Consider the following 12165-nt stretch of genomic DNA (forward strand, 5'->3'; position numbering starts at 1 on the left):
ATTAGGCGATGCCGAGGCACTGCTTGAAGAACACGCGCACGAACCGCTCCAGCGGCTCCGTCGACTTGACCACCTTGGATCGGAGGATTGCACCTTCCCAGCCGGAAAGCAGCAGGCTGGCCGCGTCTGAAGCGTTGATGGAGGAATCTATGGCACCGGCAGCCTGGCCTTCGGCGATGCAGCGCTCGAAACGTTGTTCCCAGCCTGAGAACACCCGATTCAGGCGCAGGCGGAAGGTTTCGTTCTGGCCGGCAAGCTCCTGGCCCAGGTTGCCGATCAGGCAGCCGCTGGTGTATTGGCAGTTGGCCATGGATTCAAAGCCGGCATCAAAGTAGGCCCGCAGCCGGTCAACACAAGAGCGGCTGGAATCGCTGAGAATCCGATCCAGCGTTGTATCGTATTCCTGAGCGAAGGTGTCGATGACGGCCAGGCCGAAATCGTTCTTGCTGCTAAAGTAATGGTAGAACGAGCCTTTGGGCACGCCCGCTGCCGTCAGGATGGCGTTAAGGCCGGTGGCACTGAAGCCCTTCTGGCCGATTAGCTCGGCGCCGGTCTGAATAATGTGATTGCGAGTGTCGTTCGATTGCATGGATGATAGATTAGACCGGTCGTCTAGAGTGAGTCAAACCAGGCACATCCGAGATATTCCCTACCACCGTTTCAGAGGAGATTGCCCGTGATTAAATCCCGCGCCGCCGTTGCGTTCGAGGCCAACAAGCCGCTCGAGATTGTCGAAGTCGATGTTGCGCCGCCCCAGCAGGGCGAAGTGCTGGTTAGGATAGTCGCCACCGGCGTCTGCCACACCGATGCCTACACCCTCTCAGGTGCCGACCCCGAGGGCCTGTTCCCGACCATCCTTGGCCATGAAGGCGGTGGCATCGTGGAAGCGGTTGGCCCCGGCGTAACCGATCTGGAAGTGGGAGACCACGTGATCCCGCTGTATACCGCCGAGTGCGGCGAGTGCAAGTTCTGCACTTCCGGCAAGACCAACCTGTGCGGTGCCGTTCGCGCCACTCAAGGTAAGGGCGTGATGCCCGATGGCACCTCCCGGTTCTCTTACAACGGCGAGCCGCTGTACCACTACATGGGCTGCTCCACATTCTCCGAGTACACCGTGCTGCCGGAAGTATCACTGGCCAAGATTCCCAAGGAAGCACCGCTCGACAAGGTGTGCCTGCTGGGTTGTGGCGTGACTACCGGCATTGGCGCCGTACTGAACACTGCCAAGGTGGAAGAGGGCGCCACTGTCGCCATCTTTGGTCTGGGTGGCATCGGCCTGGCGGCTATCATCGGCGCCACCATGGCCAAAGCCGGTCGGATCATTGCCATCGACATCAATCCGGGTAAGTTCGACATCGCCAAACAGCTGGGCGCTACCGATGTGGTCAATCCCAAGGACTATGACAAGCCGATCCAGGAAGTGATCGTGGAGATGACCGATGGCGGTGTCGATTACTCGTTCGAGTGCGTCGGCAATGTGCAGCTGATGCGCTCTGCCTTGAGTGCTGTCACAAGGGCTGGGGTGAATCGATTATCATCGGCGTAGCCGGTGCCGGCGAGGAAATCAGCACCCGCCCGTTCCAGCTGGTGACCGGACGGGTCTGGAAGGGCTCCGCCTTTGGCGGCGTGAAGGGCCGGACTGAGCTGCCGGGCTATGTGGAAAAGGCCGAGAAAGGCGAGATCCCGCTGGATGTGTTCATCACCCACGAGATGCCGCTGGAAGACATCAACAAGGCGTTTGACCTGATGCACGAAGGCAAGAGCATTCGTACCGTCATTCACTTCTAAGCAGAGTTGATCAGGGCGGGGCTGCACCCGCCCTGATCACTGCTAGCGGTCGGTCAGCTTGAGCTCGATGCGCCGGTTCTTTTGTAGGGCATCCGGCGTGGTGCCGCTGGCAACCGGGAAGAACTCGCCAAAGCCGGCGGCCACCATGCGCCTCTCCGGCACGCCCTGAGCAGCCAGGTAACGCACCACCGCCACCGCCCGAGCAGTCGACAGCTCCCAGTTGGAGGGGAACTGCTGGGTATTGATCGGGATCAGGTCGGTGTGGCCATCAATCCGCAAAATCCAGTCAATGTCGCCGGGAATGGCGGCGACCACGTCGAGCAGCACCTCAGCCAGCTTGTCCAGCTCGCTTTTACCCTCGTCACCCAATTGCGCCGAACCGGAGGCAAACAGCAGCTCCGACGGCAGCAGGAAGCGGTCACCCACCACCCGGATGTTTTCATTGGTCGCCAGGATGTTCCGCAACCGGGAGAAAAATTCGGACTGGTACTGTTCCAGTTGATTCACCCGTTCCGCCAACAGGGTATTCAGCCGCCGGCTAACATCTTCCAGCTCATCCTCTTTCTCTGCGGTTTCCTGCTTCTGCAGCTTCAAGCCGCAGTGATTTGCCGTAACTGTGCCTGCAGGGAGGCAATCTGGTTCGACAGGCGCAGAATCATCGCCTGTTGGCTGGCGGAGAGCTGATCCTGCTCTTCCAGTTCCTCGTTCATGCTGGCCAGGCGCGCGGCCCGGGCCTCGGCGTCTGCAGATTGCTGCATTAGCTGGTTTCGGGAAGCGTCCAGGCGCGCCTGCAGGTCCTCATTGCGAGACAGGGAATCGCTGTAATCGTCCTGCACAGCTGCCATTTGCTGCTCCAGGGCCTCGGTCTTGCTCTGCTCCAACCCAAGCAACTGGGAGATTTCATTGAGGCGCTGGTTCAGGCGAGCCAGTTCCGTGTTGCGATCAGACAGCGTCTGGGACAAGTACAGCTGACTCACGACATAGACCAGCAGCATGAAGATCACCAGCATCAGCAGGGCCGACAGGGCGTCCACGTACCCGGGCCAGACGTTGGTGGCACTGCGGCTGCGGCGCTTGGAGCCGATCATGACTGCAGGCTGTCTTCGTCCACGATGTCCACCAGGTTGGTGACACCGGTAAGCCACTCCTCGAGGCCGTCATAGAACCGGTTCTGGGCATGGCCGGCCTGGATGTCCAGAAAGCCCAGGATCAGCGAGCCGCCAAGCCCCAGCAGGGAGGAGCTGAAAGCGGTACCCATGCCCTGCAGCGGGGTGAGCAGGCCGGCCTGGAGATCAGCGAAAACCTTGCCGAAATCACCCTGGCCCATGTCCAGGTTGGTGATGACCTCGCCCACCGCATTGATGGTGCCGAGCAAGCCCCAGAAGGTGCCTAGCAGCCCCAGAAACACCAGCAAGCTGATGAAATAACGAGTAATTTCCCGTTGTTCGTCCATGCGCGAGTGAATGCCATCAAGCACCGTGCGCAGGGACAGAGTAGAGAGCTTGAAGCGGTCGCGCTTGGATTCCTCACCCAATTGCCGCGCGAGCGGTTTCAGCAACCGGGGTTCCTGCAGCACCGACAGTCCCGAGTGGCCGGTGCGAAACTGGGAGATCCAGCGCATTTCCGGGAACAGCACGAACACCTGCCGGTAGGTCAGCCCGATGCCGACAATCAAAACGCCCACGATCAGCAGGTTGAAAACCCAGTTCGCCATGAACGCGGTCATCAGGGGTTTGTGGATCAGCACGCCGACGATCAGGACAACGGCCAGGAACAGTGTCATCCAGAAAAGGGTGTGTTTTGGATTGCTCATGGAATTGGTCAGCCGTATGGGACATTCCTAAAAAAGCTAGCACAGATTATGAGATGCTGTGGCTGACATTGCCGGGGATTAATCGAGGAGTCCTATGTCAGACCAACAGCCATTCCGTTTCCGATTCCGTGTGCGCTACGGCGAGTGTGACGCCCAGGGCGTGGTATTCAATGCCCGCTACGCGGACTTTGTCGACATCGCCGTGAACGAGTACATACGCACCCTGTTTGGGGATTACCAGCGCCTGCTGGACCAGGACCTGGATATTCAGGTAGTGAGCCTTACCGTAAACTGGAAGGCACCGGGCCGGTTTGACGACGTGCTGGAAGCGCGCATTCGGGCAGGACGGATCGGCAATACCTCGTTCACCCTGCATCTGGAATTCTATCGGTTTGGTGAGGAACAATTGATCGCCGACGCGACATCACCTATGTGATGATTCAGCCGTCAAAGATGGAAAAAGTGGCGGTGCCGGGAACGATCAGGGAATTACTGGAGGCGGGCGCACCCGGCGTGCTGATAAGCCACGCCGGGGAGCAGGTACAGTAGGCTGATTAGCCTTCCTGCAGGGCCTGGATCACCGCCTTGGCGGTGCCTTCCGAGGAGGGCGGGTTCTGACCGGTGATCAGCTTGCCGTCTACCACAATGTGTGGCGTGAAGTCGTCACCGCAGGTGTAGGTGCCGGTTTTTTCCTTCAGCATGTCTTCCAGCAGGAAGGGCACAACGTTGGTCAGGCCAACCACTTCTTCCTCGCTGTTGCTGAAGCCGGTCACGTTGCGGCCGCCAACAATGTTCTGACCCGGCTTCACTTCCACATCCCGGAATACTGCCGGGGCGTGGCAGACCGCACCGATCACCTTGTCTTGCTCATAGGCGGTCTTGATCACCTCAATGGATTTCTGGTCGTTGACCAGATCCCACAGCGGGCCATGGCCACCGGGATAGAACACGGCGTCAAAGTCGTTCATGTCCACGTCTGCCAGCTTTTTGGTGCTGGCCAGTGATTCCTTGGCGTGAGCGTCGGCTTGGAATCGACGGGTGGTTTCGGTCAGTGCGTCTTCACCCTCGCTGTTGGGATCAACCGGTGGCTGACCACCTTTCGGAGAGGCAATGGTGATCTCGGCACCGGCGTCCCGGAAGACATAATAGGGCGCGGTAAACTCTTCGAGCCAGAAGCCCGTCTTGTGACCTGTGTCGCCCATCTGGTCGTGGGAGGTCAGAACCATCAAAATCTTCATAGTGTGTCCGTCCTTTTATCGACGAATGAATGGCAAATCTCAACTGCGCCTGATATCGAGTTGGAGCCTATTGGAACAAATTCAACCGGGGGTACGTGGAATAGAGCAGGACAGATCTGCCGGGGGGTTATCCTCAGTACATTGCGGTAGACTTCATATTCGACATGTCGAGTGTTCAAGGAAGGTGTTTAGAATGGGCGTACTGAAACTGCTCCTGCTTGCGTTTTTTGCGCTACCAGCGTGGGCGCAACATGGCGCGGAAACCGTCGAGCCGCAGACAGTCACTGTCGGCATAAGTCATGCCCCGCCCTATCGTGTGGTCGAAGATGACGTGCGCTCAGGGCTCTATGTTGACGTGTTCGAGGCGATCACCGCCCATTTGGGGTGGACGGTGAGCTACCGGGAAGCCCCTATCCGTCGCGCGCTGCTCCTGGTCCAGCAGGGGGAAGTGGATGTTGTGCTAGGACCCAGGAGAACGGAGGATCGGGAGCAGTATCTGGATTATGCCATCCCGGCGTTTCCATCCGAGCGGCACCTGTTCTTTTATCAGACCGGCACCCAACGCATTGAACGCTACGAAGACCTCTATGGCCGGATTATTGGTGTGGTGGAGGGGGCCAGCTATTTCCCTCGTTTCGATGCCGACGAAAAAATCCTGAAGGAGTCCGCGCCCCGGTATGAAAACCTGATGCTGATGATGGAGCGGGGGCGTATCGACGTGGTGGTGGCACCGGAGATGGTGGGCCAGTACACCGCAAACCGGCTGGGTCTGAGGGTGTCGGTGTCGCCGTTCTCGGTGCCCGGTGAGCGCCGCTACATCGCGGTGTCAAAGTCTTCGCCGATTCATGACTACGTGGACGACCTGCGCAATGCGCTTGAGCTCGACGAGCTTGATGCCATCTATCGCGAACATGCTGCAAAATACTTGGATATATCCGCTCAATGACTCCGGATCATAATGACCTCTGGTTCCTGCCGCTCGGCGGAACTGGCGAAATCGGCATGAATCTCAACCTGTACGGCCACGATGGCCAGTGGCTAATGGTCGACTGTGGCGTGACCTTTCCAAAGCCCGGTCGGGTATCGGCGGATGGAACAGTCCACCACAGGGGCGAGCCGCCGGTGCAGATGGCCGATCCGGCCTTCATTGCTGACCGCCGAGAGCAGCTGGCGGGCTGATCATCACTCACGCTCATGAAGATCATGTCGGCGCCGTGCCCTATCTGTGGCCGTTGTTGCAGTGCCCAATTTACACCAGCCGGTTTACTGCCGAGATCCTGCGCCGAAAGCTGGCGGAGTTTGACCTGGCCCACCGCGTTCCGATCATCGTGGTGGAGACCGGAGAGCGCCGGCAGATAGGCCCGTTCAACGTTCAGTGGCTGGCCTTGACCCACTCCATTCCAGATCCCAATGCCCTGATGATTCGCACCGGCATTGGCAACATTTTCCACAGTGGCGACTGGAAACTGGACGACCATCCCCTCGTAGGCCATGGCTACTCCCGCGAGACGTTTACCGATCTGGCGAGCGAGGGTGTGGATGCCATGGTCTGCGATTCCACCAACGCCACGGTGGCCGGGCACTCCATTTCTGAGGCGGCGCTGCACCAGGGCTTGCTGGACGCGGTTCGGGCCGCGCCGGGGCGAGTGGTAGTGACCTGCTTTGGCAGCAACATTGCCCGCTTGCATACCCTTGGCCTGATAGCGCGGGAAACCGGCCGCTACATGGGTTTGCTCGGGCGCTCGCTGATCAACATGAGTGGCGCCGCGCGGGCCGCAGGTATCTGGGATCAGGCTGACAAGCTGATCAACCTTCGCACCTTGCTACCTGCCAAAGAGCGAGGTTCTTGCCGTGGCTACCGGCAGCCAGGGTGAGCCGCGCACCGCTTTGCGCCGCCTGGCCATGGGCAGCCATCCGGATTTCGAACTGGAAGCCGGTGATACCGTGATCTTCAGCGCCCGCGCCATACCGGGTAACGAGGAGGCTATTGAGGCCCTGATTGACCGGCTTCGGGCAATGGGCGTCACCGTAATTACCGCCGAGCAATCGGCCGTTCCGATTCACGCCTCCGGCCACCCGGCCCAGGAAGAGCTTCAGGCCATGTATCAGTGGGTACGGCCGAAGATCGCCATACCGGTGCATGGAGAGGGTGAGCACATGGATGCCCATGCCCAGCTTGCAAAAGGCGTTGGCGTCTCGAAAACCCTGGTCGGGCGCAATGGTGACCTGTTCATGATCCGGCCGGTGCCGGGCATGCGCCGGCAGATCGCCGAGACTGGTCGGCTGGGGTGGGACAAGCAGGAGCTGGTCCGGGTTGAGTGAATCCGGAGCAGATTACGATAGTTGTTCGCATCCTATCTGGTTAGACTGGACCTCTTACAACCATAAACCCCTATCACAGGAGGCAGTCGTCTAATGGCTATCTGGACCCGTACCCCGAATCTTGAATCGTTCATGGAATCCAGTAAAAACACCGCAGTCGGTCACATGGGGATCGAGTATCTGGAGGTTGGCGACGACTACGTCAAAGGCCGCATGCCGGTGGACGAGCGCACTGTGCAGCCATTTGGCATTCTCCACGGCGGTGCGTCGGTACTGCTAGCGGAAACTCTGGGGAGCATGGCGGCCAACTGCTGCCTGAAGAATCCAGACACAGTGGCAGTGGGCCTGGACATCAACGCCAATCACCTGCGTCCGGTCAGTAAGGGCTGGGTATACGGCACCGCAACTGCGCTGCACATCGGCAGTACCACTCAGGTTTGGGAAATCCGCCTGGAGAACGAGGAGGGCAAGCCCACCTGCATTTCCAGGCTGACCATGGCGGTGACCAAGCTACCGAGCCGCTAATCCTTCCAGGGTTCGTCTGAAGTTTCGGGAATCGGGGCTGACATGATCAGCCCCTGATCGACAAAGTCCTGCAGAACGATGCCGTAGGTGCCATCCGGCACTTCCTTGGCAATCTGGTAGGGCTGGCCGGATGAATCTTTTGGCGCCTTCATCAGATCCAGATGCTGGTACGGCGTCAACTCCACGTGGTCGGCGTCGCGCACCATCAGCACCTTGGGTCTTAGCTTGTGCCTGGGGTGACTCTCGACCACGATCCCGACCTCGCCGTTCAGCATTTCCACGATCGACCCCGGCGGTAGATGCCGATCATCTGAATGAAGCTTCCGCCAGTTCCTTGTCGAACTGGGTGCCCCGATGTTTGTGAATCACATCAAGCGCCTGCATGGACGCTCGGCCCTTGTCGTAGACCCGATTACTGGTGATGGCGTCGTAGGTGTCGACCAGGCCCACGATCTTGGCAAAGTAGGGGATCTGGTGGGCCTCGAGGCGCGTGGGTAGCCTTGGCCATCCATCCGTTCGTGATGCTGTAGGCAACGTCCACCGCAGTGGCCAGCGAGTTGCTGGTGCCCATCAGGATGGTGCGGCCGTGGGTGGTGTGGCCCCGCATCAATTCAAATTCTGCGGGTGTCAGTGCGCCCGGCTTGTTCAGCACGGCGTCAGGAATCCGGGTTTTGCCGACGTCGTGTAGCAGGCCGCAGAGGGCCAGGGTACGGATCTCGCCTTCCAGCAACCCCAGATGCTTGCCAAACGCCGCCGACAGGATCGAGACATTAATGCAGTGCTCAGCGGTGTATTCGTCCTGGTGCTTGATCTTGGTGAGCAAAAGCAGGGCGTTTTCGTTGCGCAGAACGCTTTCAACGCAGCTATTAACCACCGTGCGGGCATTGTTCAGGTCCAGTGCTCGGCCCACCCGTAAACCCGACATGATCGTTTTAGCGGTCTTCTGGGCGTCTTCGAATTTGACCGCCGCAAACGGCATTTCAGTGCCCACATCGACTTTGTTGATGTAGGTGACACGCTTGCGAGGGGTGACTTTCTTGACCGGTTCTTCCTTCTCGGCCGCTTTTTTGGATGAGCGCTTGAACATGCCAAGAAAGCCCGACGACGATTTCGGGCGGGCCCCGGATCGGATCGGGTGAGGCGTGTGTTGCGAAGCCGAGTCCAGTCGGCCTTCAATAAAGACGAATTCACACTGCGCCTGCAGCGAATGGATTTCTTTCGGATCGCGGATTACAAAGCCCTGGAGCAGAAAGTCTGTTTCTTCCCAGGCTCGATCCAGTCGCACAACGTGCATGCCCAGCGCCAGTTCAGAGACGTGGACGCGGGTTTCAACAATCTCTTGGTGGGTTTTACCCATGGCCAATACCCAGTAATCCCTTTGTGATAAGCCTAGTTTGAGGTCAAAGACCTATATTCGGATAGGCTTAATTGCAAAATCTGGTCAAATGGTGTTCATTCAAAAAGCTGCCCGTTCCTTCTTGGGCAAGCCGTCTCGTTTACACAGAGTAGACTGGATTATCAACGATGTATAATCCCAACAGCGTAAGACTTTGGTGGCTGGCACTCGCCGCGGCACTGGTGCCACTGCTGACCATCCACCTTACCTTTTTTGTCTCAGTTATCGAGGGTTACGTCTCGTTTTGTATCCCCTACTGGGACAGCTGCACCAGCATCAGTCGAACCGGGCGCTACGGCACTGCCTATTTCATTTTCAAGGGCACCATGCTGCCGGCGGCTATCATTGGCGTGCTGTTCTGGTGGTGCAACCGGATGTGGCTGGCGCAGCTGGGATTGCGCTCAGCGTCGGTCGCCTGGGTGCCCTGGCTCGGGCTGGTTGCAGGCCTGGCCCTGGCTGCCTACACCGTAGCACTCGGTCATGAAGGGGATGGCTTTAACCTGATGCGTCGCATTGGCGTTGTGCTCTATCTCTCCCTCACCTTCCTGTGCGAACTGCTGATCAGTGGGGCACTCCGGCTGCATCCGAGCTGGAGTCGCCCGGCTCGGGGCCTGCTGGGGCTATGTCAGTTAACCCTTGCGGTGGGCATTTTATCGGTGCTGTTGAATGCGTTCGCACCCGAGCTCTATCGCCGAACCGACGACGCTTTCGAGTGGGTTTTTGCCCTGCTTATCAATGCTCATGCCCTGTGGCTGGCCTTGCTCTGGCGCAAGAGCGGATTCCGGGTGCGGTTCTGGGTGGACTGACGGTTACAGCGACATCAAGCCGCGCACCAGGGCTGCAATGCCGGCTACCGCTGCAATCGTCAGGATTACCGGCCGAAGTCCGTTGGCCGGCATCCGGTGCACCAGGTGGCCGGATAGCCAGAAACCAATGAGCATGCCTGGAAAGGTGAGCCCGAACAGGCGCAGTTCCCGAAGTCCCAGATACCCGGAGTACAGCAGGGCCGCCAAGCTGAAAAAGCTCGCGGTCAGGAAGAACGCTGACATGTTGGCACGCACCAGCGGGCCTTTCTGATTCTGGTAGATCATCGCGATGGGCGGGCCGCCCACGGCGGTAATGGTGCCCATAAAGGTGGAGGCGGCCCCTGCAATGACACTGTTGCGGGCATTCAGGGCCGGACGCAGGCCGCCAACACTCAGGCCACGCCGGTCAGGATCAGGATGCCGAAAATCAGTTCAAAGCCTTTCGGTGACAGCACCAGGAGGATCAGCGCCGCCAGGATCGTCCCAATGGCCCCGCCCCAGATCGCAAATCGCACTTCCCGGATCGCCAGGGCACCCCGGTTACGGATCAGCATCAACACGGTCAGTATCGCTGCGTTCAGGATCAGTGGCGCGGGCAACAGGATGGGGCTGATCAGAAACAGCAGCGGTGCCGCCAGGGTACCGATACCGTAACCGGCTACGCCCTGCAGGCAGGCACCGGCCAGAAGAGCGGCATTCGCAAGAAGAACCTGTAGCAGGCTTATATCATCCAAGATCATCACCGGGTTATGGGCGGTGTGCTTTGATAACACAGCGGGCTGGCGGTTGAAACTGATAGACTGCCGGTAGCTATCAGACCATGGTGTAAGAACGGATCACGCCCGATGACAGACTCCCTCTACAACGATCTCTCCAATGACTTCCCAAAAGAGAGATCCCAATGCCCCTGTGGCTCCAGCCTGGAATATTCAAGCTGTTGCCAGCCGCTGCATCGGGGTGAAGTCGCCGCCACGCCGGAGGCGCTGATGCGGTCACGGTACAGTGCTTTTGTGGTCGGTCAGGCCGACTACCTGCTGGCCACATGGCACCCCAGTACCCGGCCGGGTGAGCTGAGTCTGGAGCAGTCGCCAGAATGGGTGTCGCTATCCATTCTCGACAGTTCTGAGGCAGGGGATACGGGCCAGGTCCACTTCAGGGCTGTGCACCGGGTCGGTGACGGCTGGGGCTATCTGGAAGAGCGGTCTGAGTTTGTGCGTGAACAGGGCCGGTGGTTTTACGTCACTGGTGATACCAGCGAGGGCCAACTAAAACCCGGGCGTAACGATCGTTGTCCTTGTGGCAGTGGCAGGAAATACAAAGCCTGCTGTTTGTAGGCGCTGCCTCGCGCTGCTCTAATGCTCCGTCTCCAGATACGCCTCCAATGCTCCCGCCAGCCAGCCAACCACAGCGCCGCCCTGGGCCTGTTCGGATTCCAGGGTGCTGAATACCTTCCACCACTGGGCGCTGCGATGACGAATAACGGTCAGTTGTTGTTGCCGTAGCGCCTCCGCAATTAGCGGCAGGGGCAAATCAGCCCAGCCCGCCCCTTCGATAACGGCATCACGAATCAGTTCGTACTGAGTGAATGCCAGGTAGTTGGCGGTTTCCGGGGATTCCGCTTCTACTCGCGCATTGTTCATGTAGGCCAGAGTCACCTCGGTGTGGCTGACCAGGTCGTCCTGGGTTACCCGCTTGAGCTGGCTCAGGGGGTGGTCCGGGGCTGCGACTGTCAGCATGCGCACATCAGCCAGTTCCCGGAACCATTGATAGCCCTCACTCTGCAGTTCCGGCATCAGGCCATAGGCTACATCCACCGACTGGTTGCGCACCAGGGTGGGTAGCTCGCGAGGCGGCGCCAGGTAAACCGACAGACTGGTCTGTGGGAAGCGGGTTTTCAGTTGCCGCAGAATATCCCGCCAAGCCGCCTCGGGCAGGGCGTCGTCCCGGGCGATTCTCAATACTGATTCGGCGCCGCTGAGATGATGCTGGCACCGGGCGCGAATCTGCCCGGCCACCTGATCAAAGCGCCGGCAATCGGTAACGATGGCGCTGCCAATGGGCGTCAGGTGGAGCTGGTTGCCGGTGCGCTCGAACAGCTCCACGCCCAGGTCATCTTCCAGCGCGGCCAGCATGGTGCTCACCGTGGTGCGGCTTCGGTTCAGTTCCCGGGCGGCCGAGGCGATGGTGCCGTTGCGCACTACGGCCAGGAACACCTTGATTTGCGATGTTTTCAACGACTGTTCTCCTTGCGACGGGTTTTCCGTCGGTCACCGACTC

At 59.3% G+C, this 12165-nt stretch carries 19 protein-coding genes and 1 pseudogene; 9 read left to right on the forward strand and 11 right to left on the reverse strand.

Features of this window, described 5'->3' with window-relative positions:
- Nucleotide 1: 1 nt before the first annotated feature.
- Nucleotides 2-589: a TetR/AcrR family transcriptional regulator gene (locus AU14_RS10415; protein ID WP_041340688.1), complete on the reverse strand. Its 588-nt coding sequence runs from the start codon at nt 587-589 to the stop codon at nt 2-4.
- Nucleotides 590-676: 87 nt separating this feature from the next.
- Here AU14_RS10415 and AU14_RS10420 point away from each other — a divergent pair.
- A pseudogene (locus AU14_RS10420) lies at nt 677-1788 on the forward strand (S-(hydroxymethyl)glutathione dehydrogenase/class III alcohol dehydrogenase).
- Between the two features lie 42 nt (nt 1789-1830).
- Here AU14_RS10420 and AU14_RS21395 read toward each other — a convergent pair.
- From AU14_RS21395 to AU14_RS10430, 3 genes are read right to left on the reverse strand one after another with little or no spacing between them, the layout of a single operon-like run.
- Nucleotides 1831-2382, reverse strand: coding sequence for an OmpA family protein (locus tag AU14_RS21395; RefSeq protein WP_236743969.1), 552 nt, complete (start codon nt 2380-2382; stop codon nt 1831-1833).
- The gene (locus AU14_RS21400) at nt 2379-2876 is read right to left on the reverse strand and encodes a hypothetical protein (RefSeq protein WP_236743970.1); all 498 of its coding nucleotides are present in this window, start codon (nt 2874-2876) and stop codon (nt 2379-2381) included. Before AU14_RS21400 ends, AU14_RS21395 begins: the two co-directional genes overlap by 4 nt.
- A complete protein-coding gene (locus tag AU14_RS10430) occupies nt 2873-3601 on the reverse strand; it encodes a MotA/TolQ/ExbB proton channel family protein (RefSeq protein WP_041340689.1) in 729 nt (242 codons plus the stop codon). The genes AU14_RS21400 and AU14_RS10430 overlap by 4 nt, the downstream gene beginning before the upstream one ends.
- 94 nt (nt 3602-3695) lie before the next feature.
- On the opposite strand from AU14_RS10430, the gene AU14_RS10435 reads away from it, so the two are divergent.
- A complete protein-coding gene (locus AU14_RS10435) occupies nt 3696-4037 on the forward strand; it encodes an acyl-CoA thioesterase (RefSeq protein ID WP_236743971.1) in 342 nt (113 codons plus the stop codon).
- A gap of 118 nt (nt 4038-4155) precedes the next feature.
- Here AU14_RS10435 and AU14_RS10440 read toward each other — a convergent pair whose 3' ends face one another.
- Nucleotides 4156-4839 (reverse strand): type 1 glutamine amidotransferase domain-containing protein, encoded by a 684-nt coding sequence (locus tag AU14_RS10440; protein WP_041340691.1) that lies wholly within the window; start codon nt 4837-4839, stop codon nt 4156-4158.
- A 193-nt stretch (nt 4840-5032) separates the two neighbouring features.
- Between AU14_RS10440 and AU14_RS10445 the strand changes: the two genes are divergently transcribed.
- From AU14_RS10445 to AU14_RS10455, 5 genes are all read left to right on the forward strand, one after another.
- Nucleotides 5033-5785 (forward strand): substrate-binding periplasmic protein, encoded by a 753-nt coding sequence (locus AU14_RS10445; RefSeq protein ID WP_041340693.1) that lies wholly within the window; start codon nt 5033-5035, stop codon nt 5783-5785.
- Nucleotides 5782-6018: a hypothetical protein gene (locus AU14_RS21405; RefSeq protein ID WP_236743972.1), complete on the forward strand. Its 237-nt coding sequence runs from the start codon at nt 5782-5784 to the stop codon at nt 6016-6018. Before AU14_RS10445 ends, AU14_RS21405 begins: the two co-directional genes overlap by 4 nt.
- 35 nt (nt 6019-6053) lie before the next feature.
- Nucleotides 6054-6713 carry a ribonuclease J gene (locus tag AU14_RS21410; protein ID WP_236743973.1) on the forward strand — a complete coding sequence of 220 codons (660 nt, stop codon included), beginning with the start codon at nt 6054-6056 and terminating at the stop codon, nt 6711-6713.
- Nucleotides 6691-7161 carry an MBL fold metallo-hydrolase RNA specificity domain-containing protein gene (locus AU14_RS21415; RefSeq protein ID WP_236743974.1) on the forward strand — a complete coding sequence of 157 codons (471 nt, stop codon included), beginning with the start codon at nt 6691-6693 and terminating at the stop codon, nt 7159-7161. The genes AU14_RS21410 and AU14_RS21415 overlap by 23 nt, the downstream gene beginning before the upstream one ends.
- Nucleotides 7162-7254: 93 nt before the next feature.
- On the forward strand, nt 7255-7686 hold the full coding sequence (locus AU14_RS10455; protein WP_041340694.1) for a hotdog fold thioesterase: 432 nt from the start codon (nt 7255-7257) through the stop codon (nt 7684-7686).
- On the opposite strand, the gene AU14_RS23325 is transcribed toward AU14_RS10455, so the two are convergent.
- The 3 genes from AU14_RS23325 to AU14_RS10460 are packed head-to-tail and all read right to left on the reverse strand — an operon-like array spanning nt 7683 to nt 9043.
- Nucleotides 7683-7967, reverse strand: a complete 285-nt coding sequence (locus AU14_RS23325) for a hypothetical protein (protein WP_330217880.1) — start codon at nt 7965-7967, stop codon at nt 7683-7685. The two genes, AU14_RS10455 and AU14_RS23325, sit on opposite strands and share 4 nt — an antisense overlap.
- Before the next feature lie 25 nt (nt 7968-7992).
- Nucleotides 7993-8136: a hypothetical protein gene (locus tag AU14_RS23330; RefSeq protein ID WP_330217881.1), complete on the reverse strand. Its 144-nt coding sequence runs from the start codon at nt 8134-8136 to the stop codon at nt 7993-7995.
- Nucleotides 8099-9043 (reverse strand): HD-GYP domain-containing protein, encoded by a 945-nt coding sequence (locus AU14_RS10460; RefSeq protein WP_330217882.1) that lies wholly within the window; start codon nt 9041-9043, stop codon nt 8099-8101. Before AU14_RS10460 ends, AU14_RS23330 begins: the two co-directional genes overlap by 38 nt.
- A gap of 167 nt (nt 9044-9210) precedes the next feature.
- On the opposite strand from AU14_RS10460, the gene AU14_RS10465 reads away from it, so the two are divergent.
- The gene (locus AU14_RS10465) at nt 9211-9888 is read left to right on the forward strand and encodes a hypothetical protein (RefSeq protein ID WP_041340696.1); all 678 of its coding nucleotides are present in this window, start codon (nt 9211-9213) and stop codon (nt 9886-9888) included.
- A gap of 3 nt (nt 9889-9891) precedes the next feature.
- On the opposite strand, the gene AU14_RS21420 is transcribed toward AU14_RS10465, so the two are convergent.
- Together AU14_RS21420 and AU14_RS21425 are read right to left on the reverse strand one after the other, a co-directional pair.
- Nucleotides 9892-10212, reverse strand: coding sequence for a TSUP family transporter (locus AU14_RS21420; protein ID WP_236743975.1), 321 nt, complete (start codon nt 10210-10212; stop codon nt 9892-9894).
- 68 nt (nt 10213-10280) lie between these two features.
- Entirely contained in the window at nt 10281-10622 is a 342-nt protein-coding gene (locus AU14_RS21425) for a TSUP family transporter (RefSeq protein ID WP_236743976.1), read from the reverse strand.
- A gap of 111 nt (nt 10623-10733) precedes the next feature.
- On the opposite strand from AU14_RS21425, the gene AU14_RS10475 reads away from it, so the two are divergent.
- On the forward strand, nt 10734-11222 hold the full coding sequence (locus AU14_RS10475) for a YchJ family protein (RefSeq protein ID WP_148312734.1): 489 nt from the start codon (nt 10734-10736) through the stop codon (nt 11220-11222).
- Nucleotides 11223-11240: 18 nt separating this feature from the next.
- Here the strand turns inward: AU14_RS10475 and AU14_RS10480 are convergent, their stop codons facing one another.
- Nucleotides 11241-12122, reverse strand: coding sequence for a LysR family transcriptional regulator (locus tag AU14_RS10480; RefSeq protein WP_041340700.1), 882 nt, complete (start codon nt 12120-12122; stop codon nt 11241-11243).
- Between the last annotated feature and the right edge of the window lie 43 nt (nt 12123-12165).

Source organism: Marinobacter similis, assembly GCF_000830985.1.
Taxonomy (GTDB): Bacteria; Pseudomonadota; Gammaproteobacteria; order Pseudomonadales; family Oleiphilaceae; genus Marinobacter; species Marinobacter similis.